Raw genomic sequence first — 14,624 nt, 5'->3', positions numbered from 1 at the left:
CACATGACCATCCGCCGTTTCATCGCCGCACTGGCGCTCAGCGCCAGCCTCACCGCGCCCGGGCTCGCGCAGGATGCCAGCGCCGCCAAGACCGCGCTGGCGGCCGATTACGACCGGATCGTCAAGGAACTGATCACGATCACAGAAATCCCCGCGCCGCCGTTCGGCGAGCAGGCGCGCGCGCAATATTTCCAGCAGCAGTTCAAGGCGCTGGGCCTGGCCGAGGTCACCATTGACGCCGAGGGCAATGTCACCGGAATTCGCCGCGGGACGGTCGCAGCCGGCGGTCCGCTGGTGGCGATCACCGCGCATCTCGACACGGTCTTCCCCAAGGGCACCGATGTGAAGGTGCGGCGTGAAGGCAATACGCTCAATGCACCGGGCGTTGGCGACGATACGGTCGGGCTGACCGGTCTGCTGGCCTGGATCCGCGCGATGAACGCCGCCAAGGTCCAGACCAGGAACGACATATTGTTCGTCGCCACGGTGGGCGAGGAGGGGCCGGGCGATCTGCGCGGCGTGCGCCACCTGTTCACCAAGAACGCGTACAAGGACAGGATTGCCGCCTTTGTCTCGGTCGACGGTTCGGATCCCTCGCGCATCGTCAATCAGGCGGTCGGGTCCAAGCGCTACAATATCGCGTTCACTGGCCCGGGCGGGCACAGCTATGGCGCGTTCGGCATCGTCAACCCGATGGTGGCGATGGCCGATACCGTGCGACGGCTATACGAGACCGATGTGCCCGGCAATCCCCGCACCAGCTATGCGGCCAGCGTCGTTTCGGGCGGCACCTCGGTCAATTCGATCCCCGACCGCATCGAGCTTCAGGTCGACATGCGCTCGCCCGATCCACAAGCGCTCGACCGTCTGGAGCAGCGCTTCCTGACCATCGTCGATGAAGCCGTGGCTGCAGAAAATTATGCCCGCTCGACCAATGTCGGGATGATCGCGGCGGAAAAGACCCGGATCGGCGACCGGCCTGCGGGCAGCACCGCGGATACGCATCCGCTGGTCGTCACCAGCCGCCGGGTGCTGGCCGATCACGGGTTCGAGACCCAGCTCCAGGCATCGTCCACCGATGCCAATATCCCGATGAGCATGGGCATTCCGGCCATCACCATCGGCTCGGGCGGTGGCGGTGGCCGCGCGCATTCGGTCGACGAATATGTGAACGTGGAGCGCAACGCCTTTGTCAACGGCCTGTCCTCCGGGCTGGCGCTGGTCGTGGCGATCGCCAATCTCGAATGGCCTGCGAAATGATGCGCGGCGTCACCTTTGCAGCGGTGCTGCTGCTCGCCGGATGTGCATCGCCGGTGGTCACCCGGATCGATGCAACCGCACCGGTGCCGATCGCGCCGCGTGCCAGCTTTGCGATCGCGCCGGTGCCGGATGATCTGGGCGTGCTGCCCGGCCAGGCACGCGACATGGTGGCAGCGGCGCTGCGCCAGCGCGGCTGGAGGCAGGCGCAGGAAGGCGATTATCTGCTCGCCGTCACGCTGGCCGATCGCCCGGCGACCATCACGCTCAAGACTGGCGACGATTTCGGCAAGCCTGTCGCCACGCTGGCACCCGCTGCCGACCGCAGCAACAACCAGGGCTGTGCCAAGCGCGACCATCGGCTGACGATCACGCTGACCGACCGCGTCAGCGGTGCCATCGCCTTTTCCGGTGCTGCGTCCGAATATCATTGCAAGGCAGCGCTGAACGATACTCTGCCCTATCTGGTCAGCGCAGCGGTGGACCGGCTGGATGCGGGCAGCGGCACCCTTCAGGTGGCGCGCAAGGGCAGGCGCTAGGCCGAAGCATCCAGCGGCAGGGTGATGATGAATTCCGCGCCGCCGCCATTGGCCGGCTGCGCGGTGATCGTGCCGCCATGGCGTTGCACCACGGCGGCGACATAGTTCAGCCCCAGACCGATGCCCTTGACCATGTCGCCAGCACCGTCGCTGGCAAAGCGTTCGAACAGGCGCGGCAGGATGGCGGGATCGATGCCCTTGCCGTGATCGCGCACGCTCAGGCGCACCTGATCAGCGGCGCAGTCGATCCGGACCTTCACCTCGCCCTGGTCCGGGCTGTATTTCACTGCATTGTCGATCAGGTTGACGAACGCGCGGAACAGGCTTTCGCGCTCGGCCGCGACAAAGGCGCAGTCGCTCTCATCGATGACGGTGATCTGCACGCCGCGCTGCTGGGCGATGGGCCACAAGCTGTCCGCCGCTTCACTGGCGAGGTCCGCCGCGATCACCGGTTCGGGATCGAAGCCGCGTTCCTGCATGCGGGCAAGATCGACAAAGCTGTCGGCCAGGGTCAGCGTCTGCCGCGCATGGCGGGCGATGCGTGCCCGGTCGATTCCGGCATCGTCCTGCGCCAGCAGCGCCAGGATGGCCGCCTGCGGCGCGCGCATGTCGTGCGACAGCAGCTGCAGCATCCGCTCGCGTTCCCGCCGCGCCAGCGCGATGGCGGTGATGTCGGTGAGGTAATCGATCTGGCCCTGGGGCTGGCCATCCGCGCTGATGATCGCCGCGCGGCGCAGCACAAAGGCCCGGCCGTCGCGCGCCTCGAACTCGATATGGCCCTGGGCCGGGCTGGCGAGATAGGCCGCAATCGTCTGCCGCGCCATGGGCAGCCCGATATCGGCGAGCAGCGCGGCGGCGTCCACGCCCTCCAGCTCGTCGCCAAAGGCGCTGCGCGCTGCGCCATTGGTCAGCACGATGCGGCCGGCAAGGTCGCTGACCAGCGCGGGATCGGGCAACCCGGCCAGCGCATCGCCGACCAGCCGCTTCAGATCGCGCAGCTGGGCAATGGCGCGGGCCAACTGCCGCGCCTGACGGGTGACATGGTCGGTATCGATCGGGTCCTGCCGGGTCAGCGGCAGCGCCTCTTCCTGTTCCAGCCTGGCCAGCTCGCCGCCCATATAGTCGCTGGTCGCCTGCAACCTGCGCCAGCCCCAGAGCGGATAGACCAGGGCCAACCCGAGCAATGCCGGTCCCGGCGCGATCCACCAATGCGCGGCGAGCGCGGCGGTACTGATCGCCAGCGTCGCCAGCATCAGCGCCAGCGCGAGCAGGCTGCCCGCGCGCGGACGAATGCGCCAGAAGGCGATCATCAGCAGCCAGGCCGGGGCGAGCGCCGCTGCCAGGCGGACCGGCAGCGATGGGCTGTGCACCCATGCGTCCTGCAGCTGGGCATTGGCGATATTGGCGTTAATCTCCACGCCGGGCATGTTGCCGCCATCCGATACCGGCACCGGATAGCGATCGCCCAGGCCCTGCGCGGTCATGCCGATCAGCACCCGGCGTCCCGCGATCAGTGCAGGCGGAACCTCGCCGCGCAGCACGCTAACATAGGAAATGGTGGCGAAGCTTTCGGGCGGCGCAAAGCGCAGGCGCTGCGGCGCGCAGCCGTTGCCAGACCCAGGAGTGCCCTGGATCCGCATAAGGTGCTGCAGCGGCGCGATGCCGGGGGCGGGGTTGAAGCAGGATGCGGCCGATCGCACCGTGCCGTCGCTGTCGATCAGCGTGTTGGCATGGCCGATCCGGGCCGCCCGGGCGAGGGCCGGGACCGGGTCGATCCGCTCGAACGCGCGGCCATCGCGGCCGGGGATCAGGAACTGCGCGGGCAGACCGACCGGTGCCGCGCGCATGGCCGCCGCAAGCGCGGGGTCGTCGGCGGCAGGCTCGGTGAGCAATAGGTCGAGCGTGATCGAGCGCGGGCGGGCTTCGGCCAGCCGGTCGAGCAGTTCGGCGTGCAGCCGTCGCGGCCAGGGCCAGCGCCCCAGTGCCTCCAGGCTGGGCTCGTCGATCGCGACGATCAGCAGGCTCGAGTCAGCGTCCGCCGGGGCCAGGCGCATCGCCGCGTCATAGAGCAGGTCGTCTGCGGGCCGCGTCCATCCGCCCAGCACGGTCGCGACGATGATCGCCGAGGCCAGGGCCGTTACCCAGGCCCATTCGATGCGGAAACGGCGTCTGAGACCCGCCGATCCGCCCGGCTCACTCTTCAAGGGCAAAGCTCTCGAACGCCGTCCAGTCGGTGTCGGTTTCCTCGGCGCTGTGCGTCGTGGTGCCCACCCGCCAGAGATAGCGTCCCGGGGGCAGTTCGCTCAGCACGATCGACGATCCGGTGAGCCCAGCCTCGTCGACCAGGAAGGATGGATTGTCTTCACGGCGCAACTGGAAGCGATAGCGCCGCACGCCGTCGCCGGTCCCGACCCAGCGGAAGATATAGCCTTGTTCGCCAGCGACGGCCCCCTGTGTCGCGGTGGCGAGCCTGCGACGAAAGGCGACGGTGCCCGGAATGCCTTCCAGTCCCGATGTCGCAATGGCGGTGAAGCGGGCGAAATAATTGCCGTTGGCCAGCCCTTCCAGCCTAAAGCCGGGATCGCTGCCGTTCATATCCTCGATGATATCGACAAAGCCGCTGTCGCGCGCGATCTGCAGGCGATAGCGGGTGGCACCCGGCACATTATCGACCGCAAAGCTGATCGCCGGGGCACGCTGGACACCGCCGCCGCTGGTCAGTTGCGGCGCGGGCAGCAGCGGCTCGACGGCAATGCTGCCGGATTTGCCGATAACAGCCCCGAATTCGGGCGCCAGCGGTGTTTCAGTATTGCTGCCAGCCCGCAGAGCGATGCCCCCTTCGATCAGTTCCGACCGCGCGGTCTCGCTGGCGGCATCGAAATGGGTGCGGAAATCGGTCCCGCGCACGGCGGAGACCGCCACCGGGTTGCGCAGGCGGAAGCGGTCGTCGCGATTGCGGAAGGGGGTGACCCGGCTGCGCACCGACCCGCTTTCCAGCATCAGGTCATAATCGATGCTGTCGGTGATCAGCAGCTTGCGCAGCCGGCCGATCTTCAAGGCGCTGTTGGAGGGCAGGGTGATGACCGAGCCGTCAGTCAGCGCCAGCGACAGCGACGAGGCAGGGCCCGTCGTCACCCGCGCGCCTTCGCCCAGCATCTGGCCCATGGCGACCGCCTGTGCCGCGTTGCCCGCTGCCGCTGCCAGTGCCTGGCCTCGGAAGGCCGCAACCGTCGCGCTGGCCGGGCGCGCTTTCAGCAGCCGCACCGGCAAGGTCAGCTTGCTGCCGACCGGCAGGCGGTGCGGATCTGGGACGCGATTGATCTGCTGCACCTGTTTCCAGTCGGTCGGGCGCACCATGTAATCGCGCGCCAGCTGGATCAGCGTGTCGCCCTTGCGGACGGTGTAGATGATCGCATCGTCATTGCGCGCCTGTGCAGCAACAGGGGACGACAGAGCCCAAGCGCTGCCCAGCAGCAGCGTCAGCAGCATCAGCCACAGTGTCGGCGCGGCACGCAGGGTCATTCGGTGGCTACAGGGTCCTTGGCCGGATCGATGGTTTCAAGGCGATAGCCATAGCCGAAAACGGTGAAGATGCGAAAGCCGTTCTCCGGCTTGAGGCTGAGCTTCGAACGCACGCGCGAAATGTGCATGTCCAGCGTGCGCGTGGCAAGGTCCGCGCTGGTCCGCCAGATCGTCTCCATGATATAGGCGCGCGACAATGTGCGGTCGCGGTTGCGGAACAAGAGGTCGGCGAGTTCGAATTCCTTGGCGGTCAGCACGATATCCTCGCCCTCGTGCCGAATGGTCTGCGCCATGCGGTCCAGCCGATAGCCGCCATATTCGGCGATCTTGTCCATGCTGGCATTGCCGGTCGTCCGGCGCAGCACTGCAGCAATGCGCGCCGCGATCACGCCTTCTTCCTCGGGCTTGCAGATATAGTCATCGGCACCGGCATTCAGCGCATCGGTCACGTCGCGCTTGGCGGTGCGCGCGGTCAGCATGATCACCGGCGGCGAACTTTCCACCGTTGTCCGCATCCATTCCAGCACCTCAAGACCGGTCTTGCCAGGCATGTTCCAGTCGAGCATGACCAGATCGAATGTGTCTCGCAACAGGGCAGCCGAGAGCCTGTCCCCATCAGCGAATTTGGCGCATATATGCCCCATGCCGGTGACAACGTTTTCTAGAAAGGCCAGACTGGTGACGTCATCGTCCGCGATTGCGATGCGCATTGATTTCCCCCGACGTGCGCCCCGGTTGCAATTAAACGCTTGTTAAGCACGTCAATTGCCTGTTTTTGCTGTCGATGGCGAGTCCCGCGTATACGTTTTTACATAGCTTTACACAGGTCAGGGCCGGCATCGCGTCAACTTGGACGCAGAGGCGCTGCACATTGAATCAAGAACAAGACCATAGAGACTGAAATGAACCCCAGCAAAATTGATCTCGGCTACATTGCATCGACTTTGAAGTTTGCCATTCCTGAAGGAAACATCCGCGTATTCAGCCCGGTTGACGGGATTGAAATCGGCGGATTTACGGCGGCTCCGGCTGTCGAGGTCGATCAGGTTGCAGCACGATCTGCGCGGGCATTTGCCCAGTGGCGCAATGTTCCAGCACCGCGGCGTGGAGAACTGGTCCGGCGATTCGGCGAAGCGCTGCGTGCCCACAAGGCAGAGCTGGGGCTGCTGGTGACGCTCGACTGCGGCAAGCCATTGTCCGAAGGTCTGGGCGAAGTGCAGGAAATGATCGACATCTGTGATTTTGCGGTGGGTCTTTCGCGCCAGCTCTACGGTCTGACGATCGCCAGCGAGCGCCCCGGCCACCGCATGAGCGAAACCTGGCATCCGCTGGGCCCGGTCGCGATCATCACCGCGTTCAACTTTCCCGTCGCGGTCTGGGCCTGGAACGCCGCGCTGGCGCTGGTCTGCGGCGACAGCGTGGTGTGGAAGCCTTCGGAAAAGACACCGCTGACCGCCATCGCCGTCCAGGCGCTGTTCGACCGGGTGGCAAAGGCGTTCGGCTCCGACGCGCCCGAAGGCCTGGCGCAGCTTGTGCTGGGCGATGCGACGACCGGCGCGGCACTGGTCGATCATCCGGCCATCGCGCTCGTCTCCGCCACCGGCAGCACGCGGATGGGACGCATCGTCGGGCAGGCGGCGGCAAGCCGTTTTGCGCGCAGCCTGCTGGAACTGGGCGGCAACAACGCCACCATCGTCGCGCCGAGCGCGGATATGGACCTTGCCCTGTCAGGCTGTGCCTTTGGCTTCATGGGCACGACGGGCCAGCGTTGCACCTCGCTCCGGCGTTTGCTGGTGCACCGCTCGATCTATGACAGCTTCGTGCCGCGCATCATCTCTGCAGCGGCGCGGCTGCCGATCGGCGATCCGCGCGATCCCACCAATCTGGCAGGCCCGCTGATCGACGGCGCGGCCTATGCCGCGATGCGCGATGCGCTGGCCGATGCGCGTGCCGACGGCGCTGTCGTGCATGGCGGCGACAGGATCGCCGGGCCGGGCCAGGGGGTCTATGTCCGCCCGGCGGTGGTCGAGATGTCGGCCCAGACCGGCCCGATGCTGCGCGAGACCTTCGCGCCGATCCTCTATTGCCTGCGCTACGACGATCTGGATGAAGCCATCGCGCTCAACAACGCCGCCAGCCAGGGCCTGTCCTCGTCGATCTTCACCAACGATCTGCGCGAAGCCGAAGCCTTTGTTGCGGCAGCGGGCAGCGATTGCGGGATCGCCAATGTCAATATCGGCACCTCGGGCGCGGAAATCGGCGGCGCATTTGGCGGCGAGAAGGAAACCGGGGGCGGCCGCGAATCCGGGTCGGACAGCTGGAAGGCCTATATGCGCCGCCAGACCAGCACGGTGAACTATTCGCGCGCGCTACCGCTGGCCCAGGGCGTGCGGTTCGAGCTGTAGCTGATCAGTTGAGCGTCGGGTTGAGCGCATCCATGATCTTGCGCGCAAGGTCATCGACGCTGTACGGCTTGACCAGCAGCACCACGTCGCTGTCGATGACGCCATTGTGCAATATGGCGTTGCGCGTGTAGCCGGTGGTGTAGAGCACCTTGAGGTCGGGGCGCGTCTCACGCAGCCGATGCGCAAGCTGGCGGCCATTCATGCCCGGCATCACCACATCGGTGAACAGCAGGTCGATGGCCAGCCCGCTTTCGATCAGCTGCACCGCTTCGTGTGGGCTGTCGACATCGTGCACGATGAAGCCCAGCTCGATCAGGCTGGCGCGGGCCATCGCGCGCACGCCGTCATCATCTTCCACGACCAGCACGGTCAGGTTCTGCGGCGGCGTATAGCGCAGCGCGGAGCTCTGGCTCCGCTCGTCGGCACCCTCGCTGCTGGTGGTGCGCGGCACGTACAGCTTGATCGTGCTGCCCTTGCCCTCTTCCGAATAGAGGTTGAGGTGGCCGCCCGACTGCTTGAGAAAGCCATAGACCTGGCTGAGGCCCAGCCCGGTGCCCTTGCCGACATCCTTGGTGGTGAAGAACGGGTCCAGCGCCCGTGCGCGGACCTCGGGCGACATGCCATGGCCGGTGTCGCTGATCGCAATTTGCACGTAATCGCCGGGGGCAAGGTCTTCATGCTGGCTGCAATAGGCCGCATCGAGCGTGACATTGGCGGTCTCGATCACCAGCTTGCCGCCGCCGGGCATCGCATCGCGCGCGTTGACCGCCAGGTTGATGATCGCGGTCTCCAGCTGGGTCTGGTCGGCCGTGCAGGGCCAGACCTCAGGGTTGAGCTGCATGTCGATCACGATTTGCTCGCCCAGCGTCCGTTCCAGCAGCGCGTTGACCGATCCCACCAGCGCATTCACATTCAGCAGGCGGGGATCGAGCGGCTGCTTGCGGGCATAGGCCAGCAGCCGGTGCGTGAGCGCGGCGGCGCGGTCTGCGGCATTGGCCGCATTGTCGATATGGCTGACGATCCTGGGATCGCCCTCTTGCCCCATCCGCCGCTTGGCGAGATCCAGCGAGCCGGTGATGATCGCCAGCATATTGTTGAAATCATGCGCGATTCCGCCTGTCAGATGGCCGATGGCGTCCATCTTTTCCGCCTGATGCAGCCTTGCCTCGGTCGCCTGGCGCTCCTCGATCTCGTCCTGGAGCTGCTGCGTCCTTTGCGCGACCAGGCCGTCCAGATCGGCGTTCAATCTCGCCAGCTGGTCGGAGACCATGATGCGGTCTTCATGCGCTCGGAACACGCTTTCGATGATGATCGCGATCAGGAACCCGGTGCACAGGAAGAAGATCATCGGCACCCAGGATGCCTGGACAGCTGCGATGCTGTCGGTCTGCGGGATGATGACCCATTGGATCAGCCCAGCACTGAGCATCAGCGTCAGCATGGCGGGCCAGAAGCCGGCAAAAAACGCTGCGAAGACAATGCCCGCGAACATGGTGATGAAGGGCAGGCCGTGCAGATAAGGTTCCAGCGCCAGCCGCGCGCCGACCCCGGCCGCACAGGCAAGCAGCGCGATGCCGATGCGCAAGACCAGCGAGCGCCGCGTCATGCGGGCCCATCCGGTAGCGATGGCCAGTCGTTTCAGCATCAGATGTGTCCGCCAGGAGAATTCGACCCTGATAGACAGGTTCGCCCGCGCGACGCAAACTTATGTTGGTTTTGCAAAGCTTTGCATGCGCATCATTGCAAATGCCGCGCAGATTACTCCCCGGCGGAGCGTGCGCCATGGCCCAGGGCCAGATAGCTGTCCGACTGCATTTCCATCAATCGGGATATTGTGCGGTCGAATTCGAACCGGCCATCGCCGCTCGCGTAAAGATCGCCCGGCTCGGCATCGGCTGCCGCGATCAGCTTCACCTTCATCTCGTACAGCGCATCGATCAGCGTGACGAAGCGCGCCGCCTCGTTGCGGTTTTCAGGCCCCAATCGGGGTATGCCGACCAGGAACACGGTGTGATAACGCCTGGCGATGGCGAGATAGTCGGGCGCCCCGCGCGCCTCTCCGCACAGCTTCTTGAACGAAAAGACCGCCACGCCTTTCAGCGACTTGGGCACATGGATCGTCCGTCCGCCGCTGATCGGCACGTCGGCAGACGGCACGTGCGCCGCATCATCGGGCGAATAATCGGTCATGCGGAAAAAGGCGGTGCGCAGGGCCGCAGTGGCTTTGGGGCCGTTGGGCATGTGCCAGGTATCGGTGCCGGACAGCCGCTCCAGCCGGTAATCGACTGGGCCGTTGAGCGACAGCACATCGAGCCGCGCCTTGATCAGCGCGATAAAGGGCAGGAAATGCTCGCGGTTGAGGCCATCCTTGTACAGATCGTCGGGCGGGCGGTTGGATGTGGTGACGATGGTCACCCCCGCCTCGATGATCGCGGTGAACAGGCGCGACATGATCATCGCATCGGCGCTGTTGTTGACGACCATCTCGTCGAACGCGATCAGCCGGTAATTGTCGCTGAACTGGCGCGCCACCGGGGGAATGGGGTCGCCCTGCATCTTGTCGCGCTCGACCCGCAGGCGCGCGTGGATATCCTGCATGAATTCATGAAAGTGGACGCGGACCTTGCGGTTGATGGCGACCGATTCGTAGAACAGGTCCATCAGCATCGATTTGCCGCGGCCCACACCGCCGAACATGTAGAGGCCGCGCACCGGATCGGGCTTGGCCTCGCGCGCCATCAGCCGCCAGAGCAGCGAGCCGCGCGGGGGCACTGCCTCCAGTGCATCCTGCATCGCCTGCAACCGGACCGCGGCGGCGCGCTGATCGGCATCGGGCCGCAATTCGCCCGCACTGACCAGCGCGTCATAACGGGCGAGGGTGCCGGTCATCCCCTGTCGCCCCGGGGTGCGGGGGTCTTGCGGATGGTGCCGCTGAACGCGCAGACCGTCTCGCCGTCCTGCACCACCAGCCCGCGCAAAAACAGCAGGCGGCCGGTTTCGCGCAGGATTTCGACCTCGGCATCGATCGGAAGGCCGATCTTGCCCGCCCCCATGAAATGGCTGGTCAGATCCAGCGTGACGCCGGGGCCATGGCGCAACGATCCGTTGAGCCGGGCGCAGACGAACAGCGCGATATCGACCTGGGTGAGGATCGCGCCGCCATGCACATTGTTGGCCAGGTTGCCCTGGAGATGACCCGGCTCGGTCCGCACGACGACCACGCCGTCATCGCGCTTCATCACCCACATCGGGCCGAGCGTGCTGTTATAGCGGTTCTGCTCCCGCAATGCCCAGCGCATCCAGCCCGGACGATCCGGGTCCAGGCCGAACGCGAAATCGTCTGGCATGTTCAGGGTTTGCAGGTCCACCTTGCGGTAGGGAATCGAACGGGTCTGTCGGCCTGGTGGCCGATCAGACGTGCCGTTCGACCTCCATTTTCTTGATCTCTGCAATCGCGCGCGCCGGGTTCAGGCCCTTGGGGCAGACATTGGCGCAGTTCATGATGGTGTGGCAGCGATACAGGCGGAAGGGATCTTCCAGCTCGTCGAGCCGCTCACCGGTCATCTCGTCGCGGCTGTCGGCCAGCCAGCGATAGGCCTGCAGCAGGATGGCGGGGCCCAGGAACTTGTCCGAATTCCACCAATAGCTGGGGCAGCTGGTCGAGCAGCAGGCGCACAGGATGCACTCGTACAGACCGTCCAGCTTGGCGCGGTCTTCGGGCGACTGCAGCCGCTCCTTGCCCGAGGGCACCGGCGTCACGGTCTGCAGCCAAGGGCGGATCGAGGCATATTGCGCATAGAAATGGCTGAAATCGGGGACCAGGTCCTTGATCACGTCCATATGCGGCAGCGGGGTGATGCGCACATCGCCCTTGCAGTCCTCGATCGCGGTGGTGCAGGCCAGGCCATTGCGGCCGTTGATGTTCATCGAGCACGATCCGCAAATGCCTTCGCGGCACGAGCGGCGGAAGGTCAGCGTCGAATCCTGCTCCGACTTCATCTTGATCAGCGCGTCGAGCACCATCGGGCCGCAATCGTCCAGATCGATGTCGAACGTGTCGTAGCGCGGGTTCTCGCCGCTGTCGGGATCGTAGCGATAGACCTTGAACCGTTTCAGCCGCCCGCCGGTCTTCGCGCTGAACGCCTGGCCCTTGCCAGTGATCTTGCTGTTCGCCGGGAGCGTAAACGTAGCCATGGAAATCCCTCGTCCTTCAATGCGTCCGGAGCCTAGATAGACATTTTGCGCCCAAGGCTCAACGCCCTATGGCGATAGCGGGTAAAAAGGATATTTACCCCATCAGACCGTGGCTGCGCAGGCTTTCCGCCACGATCGTCTCGATCAGCTGTTCCTGCGTCCAGCCGGCGCGGACGGCGGAGCGGCCGAAGACCTTCTGGCTCCACAGGTTGCAGTTGAGGTTGACCTCGAGGAAGTGCAGCTCGCCCTTTTCGGCATCGAGCCGGAATTCGTAGCGGCCATAATCGAACGGCACGAATTCCTGCGCCAGATTGGCGGTGTGCGCGGCAATCTGCGCCTCGAACGGTGATCCTTCGAAATCGACCAGCTCGTACTTGCTGGCGCGCTCGACCAGATCGCGCTTTTCCCAATAGGTGCGCAGGTGCGTGGGATCGGCCTGTTCGAACAGCATCATCGGCAGGATCAGCGGGCGGCCGTGCATCGTCACCACCGGCACCTCGACATCGCTGCCGGTCAGGAACGGCTCGACGATCGCGTCATGGCCTTCCTCGTGGATCGCGGCGATGGCGTCCTTGACGCCCGCCCAGTCGCCGGCATCGCGCACGCCCCAGCTGGCGGACGAGGCGTTGGGCTTGATCACCATGCGCTCGGCCATCGGGCACAGCTTTTCATCGACCGGGCCGCCCTTGCGATAGATCGCCCAGTCGGCCGTCGGAATGCCGCGGGCGCGCGCGACCAGCTTGGAGAGGTGCTTGTCGTCGGACAGGCCGCGCAGGATCGGGCTGCCACCCAGATAGGGCAGGCCCTTGCGGTTGCACAGCAGCGGCACCAGCATCTCGGAATTCACGAAGCCGCCGCGGTTGAGCAGCGAGAACACGAAGTCGACTTCCGGGGGATCGAACAGCATCGCATACTGGTTGCCGACCGTCAGATTGTCGAAAAGCCCTTCCAGGATCGTGCGGACCTCGTTGTGGTACACGGCATGGTTGCCGTCCTCCGGGTGCAGCGATCCATCGCCCAGCGCGTGCTTGGCAAGGAACAATACCTTCAGCGTCTCACGCGTTTTGGCATCGATGGTCAGCGGGGCGGGATATTGGTTCACGGCAAAACGCACTTTCTTTTGGGTTTGCAGGGGGGCGTCCAGTCAAAGCAGCTTGCCATAATGGCCAGCGCCCCTATAGCCGCGCCCTTATCCGCTTCGGGGGCGCAGCGAAAGATAAGTTTGATGCAACAGGAATTGCATAAGACGGTCAGCCATCTTCTCACCATCGGTGGAGACGAGCGAATCGTCCCCGCCCATGCCGATGGCACCAACAAATATTTCAGTTCACCTTTCCCGCGCGCAACGGTGACCTATGCGTCGTCGACGGCCAATGACATCTCGCAGCCGGCGTTCGATCATCTGTGCCAGTTTGTGTCCGATCACGAGATGACCGCCGAGATGGCGGGGGCAGACTATGCCGGGCATCTCAGCGTGCTGCGCGACCGGATCGCGGCGGCTTATGGCTTGCCGCAGGGCACCGACATCGCCTTTTCGGCATCGGGCACAGACCTTGAGTATATCGCACTTCAGGCGTTTTCGGGCCGGGCCGTCCACGGCATCCACAATGTGCTGCTGGGGGCGGACGAGGTCGGCAGCGGCTGCATCCTGAGCGCCGCGGGTCAGTATTTCGCAGCGCAGACGGCGATGGGCATACCCTCATCGAAGGGCGCGGTCGTTCCCGGTCTCGCCTCCATTTCGCTGTCCGAGGTTTCGGTGCGCAATGGCTTTGGCGAGGCGTTCGACAGTGCGGTGATCGTCGCGGCAATGCGCAGCGAGATCGAGCGTGCGCTGCTGGCGGGCAAGTTCCCGCTGCTGCATGTCGTGCACGGCTCCAAGACCGGTCTGATCCTGCCGCATCTCGACGATATCGATGCGCTGATCACCCAATATGGCGACTCGATCGGTTTCGTCGTCGACGCCTGCCAGGCGCGGATCACCAGCCCGGCCATCTGCGCGTATCTGGTGCGCGGGGCCGTGGTACTGATGACCGGCTCCAAGTTCATGGGTGGCCCGCCGTTCTCCGGCTTTGCGCTTGTGCCGCGCCAGCTTGGCGCGCGCATTTCGCCGCTGGGCGAGGGCATGGCCACGATCTTCCGCCGCGCTGAATTGCCCGAAGGCTGGGCCGGGGCAGAGCGCCTGCCCGATAGCGGCAATGCCGGCCTGACCGTGCGGCTCGCAGCAGCCCTTTTCGAGCTCGAGCGGTTCCAGGCGCTGGATTTCCACACCCTTGCCAGGGTGGTCGAGCAATTCCGCTGCGCATCGCTGGCGCTGGTCGACCGGATCGGCGGTACGCGGGTCACGCCCTATCCCTTTGCCGACCGTGATCAGGCCGGTACCCATCCGATCGAGATGCGGACGCTGACCACGGTGGATCTGAGCGGCGAACGGCGCGCGATCGACTTTGACGGCGCCACCGCGATCCAGCTCAAGATGATGCAGTCGGGCGTGCGGCTGGGCCAGCCGGTCAAATGCGCGCGCTTCCAGGGGCTGGACATGGCCGGCAAGGTGCGCGGGACGCTGCGCATCGGTATCTCGATGCCGCAGATGGTGGCGCTGGCGCAGATGGAGGGTGAGGCCGAAGCCCAGCTCGATCGCGATATGGCGGCGATTGGCGACGCGTTCGAGGCAGCGCTGGCCAGCGACTGAACTCAGCTGGAGCCAGAC

The 14,624-nt window shown here is 65.2% G+C and carries 12 protein-coding genes; 4 read left to right on the top strand and 8 right to left on the bottom strand.

The genetic code is table 11. From position 1 onward, the window contains the following. The first annotated feature begins 3 nt into the window (after nucleotides 1–3). Together OU999_09615 and OU999_09610 are read left to right on the top strand one after the other, a co-directional pair. Nucleotides 4–1,260: a M20/M25/M40 family metallo-hydrolase gene (locus OU999_09615; GenBank protein WAC22027.1), complete on the top strand. Its 1,257-nt coding sequence runs from the start codon at nucleotides 4–6 to the stop codon at nucleotides 1,258–1,260. After that, nucleotides 1,257–1,796, top strand: coding sequence for a hypothetical protein (locus OU999_09610; GenBank protein ID WAC22026.1), 540 nt, complete (start codon nucleotides 1,257–1,259; stop codon nucleotides 1,794–1,796). Before OU999_09615 ends, OU999_09610 begins: the two co-directional genes overlap by 4 nt. On the opposite strand, the gene OU999_09605 is transcribed toward OU999_09610, so the two are convergent. Genes OU999_09605 through OU999_09595 form a run of 3 tightly spaced genes read right to left on the bottom strand, consistent with a single transcriptional unit; the run spans nucleotide 1,793 to nucleotide 6,028 of the window. After that, nucleotides 1,793–4,000: a CHASE2 domain-containing protein gene (locus tag OU999_09605; protein ID WAC22025.1), complete on the bottom strand. Its 2,208-nt coding sequence runs from the start codon at nucleotides 3,998–4,000 to the stop codon at nucleotides 1,793–1,795. The two genes, OU999_09610 and OU999_09605, sit on opposite strands and share 4 nt — an antisense overlap. Then, entirely contained in the window at nucleotides 3,990–5,318 is a 1,329-nt protein-coding gene (locus OU999_09600) for a FecR domain-containing protein (GenBank protein WAC22024.1), read from the bottom strand. Before OU999_09600 ends, OU999_09605 begins: the two co-directional genes overlap by 11 nt. Then, a complete protein-coding gene (locus tag OU999_09595; protein WAC22023.1) occupies nucleotides 5,315–6,028 on the bottom strand; it encodes a response regulator transcription factor in 714 nt (237 codons plus the stop codon). Before OU999_09595 ends, OU999_09600 begins: the two co-directional genes overlap by 4 nt. 192 nt (nucleotides 6,029–6,220) lie before the next feature. Between OU999_09595 and OU999_09590 the strand changes: the two genes are divergently transcribed. After that, nucleotides 6,221–7,723, top strand: coding sequence for an aldehyde dehydrogenase family protein (locus OU999_09590; GenBank protein ID WAC22022.1), 1,503 nt, complete (start codon nucleotides 6,221–6,223; stop codon nucleotides 7,721–7,723). Nucleotides 7,724–7,727: 4 nt separating this feature from the next. Here OU999_09590 and OU999_09585 read toward each other — a convergent pair whose 3' ends face one another. From OU999_09585 to OU999_09565, 5 genes are all read right to left on the bottom strand, one after another. Beyond that, nucleotides 7,728–9,368, bottom strand: a complete 1,641-nt coding sequence (locus OU999_09585) for an ATP-binding protein (protein WAC22021.1) — start codon at nucleotides 9,366–9,368, stop codon at nucleotides 7,728–7,730. Between the two features lie 113 nt (nucleotides 9,369–9,481). Next, a complete protein-coding gene (zapE, locus tag OU999_09580) occupies nucleotides 9,482–10,612 on the bottom strand; it encodes a cell division protein ZapE (GenBank protein ID WAC22020.1) in 1,131 nt (376 codons plus the stop codon). Then, nucleotides 10,609–11,070 (bottom strand): PaaI family thioesterase, encoded by a 462-nt coding sequence (locus OU999_09575; protein WAC22019.1) that lies wholly within the window; start codon nucleotides 11,068–11,070, stop codon nucleotides 10,609–10,611. Before OU999_09575 ends, zapE begins: the two co-directional genes overlap by 4 nt. A gap of 64 nt (nucleotides 11,071–11,134) precedes the next feature. Next, nucleotides 11,135–11,917, bottom strand: coding sequence for a succinate dehydrogenase iron-sulfur subunit (locus OU999_09570; GenBank protein WAC22018.1), 783 nt, complete (start codon nucleotides 11,915–11,917; stop codon nucleotides 11,135–11,137). A 94-nt stretch (nucleotides 11,918–12,011) separates the two neighbouring features. Then, nucleotides 12,012–13,019, bottom strand: coding sequence for a phosphoribosylglycinamide synthetase (locus OU999_09565; GenBank protein ID WAC22017.1), 1,008 nt, complete (start codon nucleotides 13,017–13,019; stop codon nucleotides 12,012–12,014). A gap of 123 nt (nucleotides 13,020–13,142) precedes the next feature. Between OU999_09565 and OU999_09560 the strand changes: the two genes are divergently transcribed. Further along, a complete protein-coding gene (locus tag OU999_09560; GenBank protein ID WAC22016.1) occupies nucleotides 13,143–14,606 on the top strand; it encodes a hypothetical protein in 1,464 nt (487 codons plus the stop codon). Nucleotides 14,607–14,624: the final 18 nt, after the last annotated feature.

The sequence above is a fragment of the Blastomonas sp. SL216 genome (genome assembly GCA_026625625.1).
In the GTDB taxonomy this organism is placed as follows: domain Bacteria; phylum Pseudomonadota; class Alphaproteobacteria; order Sphingomonadales; family Sphingomonadaceae; genus Blastomonas.
Note: the sequence above shows the minus strand (reverse complement) of the source record. Positions and strands in the feature narration are given on the sequence as shown.